The 2,706-nt window shown below is 68.4% G+C and carries 2 protein-coding genes; both read left to right on the top strand.

The window, feature by feature from the left end:
• Positions 1-190: 190 nt before the first annotated feature.
• Positions 191-1,759 (top strand): IS21 family transposase, encoded by a 1,569-nt coding sequence (istA, locus tag ACFC02_RS42190; protein ID WP_376368274.1) that lies wholly within the window; start codon positions 191-193, stop codon positions 1,757-1,759.
• Positions 1,756-2,604, top strand: coding sequence for an IS21-like element helper ATPase IstB (gene istB, locus ACFC02_RS42185; protein WP_376368272.1), 849 nt, complete (start codon positions 1,756-1,758; stop codon positions 2,602-2,604). Before istA ends, istB begins: the two co-directional genes overlap by 4 nt.
• The last annotated feature ends 102 nt before the right edge of the window (positions 2,605-2,706 follow it).

Raw genomic sequence — 2,706 nt, 5'->3', positions numbered from 1 at the left:
TGAGAGCGGACAGCGCAAGATCCTTGTAGGCGGACAGATCAGCTCCTTCTCTGCGGACAGCTGATCTCCCTCTCGATGGACCCATTCGTGTCGGTTCCGAACATACGATCCCTCCGGCGGTTGGCTCAGTGCTGCGACTGCACCTGACCGACCGACCGGAGGGACGTTGAAGAAGTCTGACAGGGAAATCATGGAAATCTTCGAGGCCCTGGACGCCACCGAATGTGCTCATTCGGCGGCTGCGCTGGCGGGAGTCGATCCCAAGACCGTGCGGAGGTATGCACGGATGAGGGACACCGGTCGCCCGGTCGCCGGTCCTGTCCGGCGGCCGAAGATGATCGACCCGTTCATGCCGAAGATCGAGGAGTGGGTCGACCGCTCCGAAGGCAAGGTCCGTGCGGACAAGCTCCACGAACGCCTGCAGCTGCTGGGGTTCACCGGCGACGAGCGGACCACCCGCCGGGCGGTGGCCACGGCGAAGGAAGCCTGGCGGGCCGGCAAGCTGCGAACTTATCGGCCGTGGATCACGGAGCCGGGTCTGTGGCTCCAGTTCGACTGGGGCTGGGGGCCGAAGGTCCCCAGCCCCGGCGGCGGTGAGCCGCGGGTGACGCTGCTGTTCTGCGCCTGGCTGGCCTGGTCGAGGTTCAGGGTGGTGATCCCGACCTGGGACCGGACCCTGCCCACGTTGGTGACCTGCATCGACTCGACCCTGCGGGTGATCGGTGGTGCACCGACCTATGCGCTGACCGACAATGAGAAGACCGTGACGATCGACCGGGTCGCCGGCGTCGCCGTCCGGCATCCCGAAATCGTCGCGACGGGACGGCACTACGGGATGCAGGTTCACACCTGCGTGCCCTTCGACCCCGAATCCAAAGGCGGATCGGAGGCGACAGTCCGCATCGCGAAGGCGGATCTGGTGCCGACGTCGGCGAACCTCAGGAAGGAGTACGAGTCCTTCGCCGAACTCCGCGGCGAGTGCGTGCTCTTCTGCCACACGGTGAACAACCGCATCCACCGCGAGACCGGCAAGGCCCCGTCCTCGATGCTCGACATCGAACGAACCCGGCTGCACCAGCTGCCGGTTGAACCTCACACCCTCGCGCTGGGCGAGTCGCGGCAGGTGCTGCGGGACCAGACCGTCCGCTTCGGCTCGGTGCGGTATTCCACCCCGCCCGGCCTGGTCGGCCAGGAAGCGTTCGCCCGCGTCGACGGCGACGAGCTGGTCATCGTGGTCGACCTCGCCCGGCTGGTCCGCCGGCCGGAGTGGCTGCAGGGACCGGCCGGGCTGACCGAGGTCGCCCGGCACCAACTGGCTCTGCCGGGCCGTCCGGTGATCGACCCGGCCCACTATCCCGATCATCCGCAGGAGATGGACGGCTCGCCCAGGCCGCCGCGGCCGAAGCCTGCCGACGACGCCGAGGCCGCTTTCCTGGCCCTGGGGCCGGGGGCGAAGTCGTGGCTGATCGAGGCCGCCGCGGCGGGGACGACGCGGATGCGGGTGAAGATGGCCGCCGCCGTCGAGCTGGCCGCCCTGGTCGGCGTCGCCGAGGTCGACATCTCCCTCGGACTGGCCGCGACCGCGGGCCGGTTCGCCGAGGACGACCTGCTGTCGATCGTCCAGCACCGCAAGTCCGGCGTCCGTCCCGCCGACCTCGTCGTCGCCGACGAGGCCCACTCTGTCCAGCCCGGCACTTCCGCCTGGGCCGACTTCGGCCGCAGCAACAGCGGCCCCGCAGAAAGGAATCCGCAGCCATGACCGGCATCGCGTTGCTGGACCCGACCACCGAAACGGCCGACCAGGCCCCGGCCCCGGTGCCGTCACCGGTTCCCTCCCCGCCGACCCCGCCGCCGATCCCGGCCGAGCTGGAGCACGTCCTGAAGCGGATGCGGTTCCCCTATCTCCGCAAGGCGGCCCCGTCGGTGCTGGCCACCGCCCGCTCGCAGCGGTGGGACCCGGCCGAAGTCGTGCGGATCCTGCTGGAAGAGGAGATCCAGGGCCGGGAGGCGGCGACCCGAAGAAGCCACCGCAAGCAGGCCAACCTGCCCACCGGCAAGACGTTCGACTCCTGGAAGGAGGACGAGTCCTCCATCCCGGCGCCGACCCAGCAGGCGCTGATGACGTTGGAGTGGATCGGCCGCTCGGAGAATCTTGCTATTGCCGGGCCCTCCGGGACGGGAAAGAGCCACTTCGCCGAGGCCCTGGCCCACAAGGCCATCGACCAGGGCATGCAAGTCTCCTGGTTCAGCCTGGAATCGCTCACGGCCCACGTCGGCCGGGCCACCGTCGACAACACCGTCACCAAGGCGATCGCGAAGATCACCCGAAGCCACCTGATCATCCTGGACGACATCGGGATGCTGCCGTCCGGCCAGGCCGCCGCCGAGGCGTTCTACCGAGTGATCGATGCCGCCTACGAACGCAGGTCCGTGATCGTGACCTCGAACCTGCACCCGTCGGGATTCGACACGATCATGCCCAAGACGCTGGCGACGGCCGCGGTCGACCGGCTGCTGCATCACGCGCACATCGTCCTGACCGAAGGCACCAGCCTCCGGCTCAGCCAGGCAACCACAGGCAAGGGCGTCAAGCCACTGCACTGAGCCAGTCGAGGGATGAAAAGTCATACCGGACAGGGAGATGAACTGTCCGCCAGCAGGGACTTCAAATGTCCGCTCACCCGGACGTCCCAGTGTCCGTGGACA

The sequence above is a fragment of the Streptomyces sp. NPDC056160 genome (genome assembly GCF_042268205.1).
GTDB lineage: Bacteria > Actinomycetota > Actinomycetes > Streptomycetales > Streptomycetaceae > Streptomyces.
Note: the sequence above shows the minus strand (reverse complement) of the source record. Positions and strands in the feature narration are given on the sequence as shown.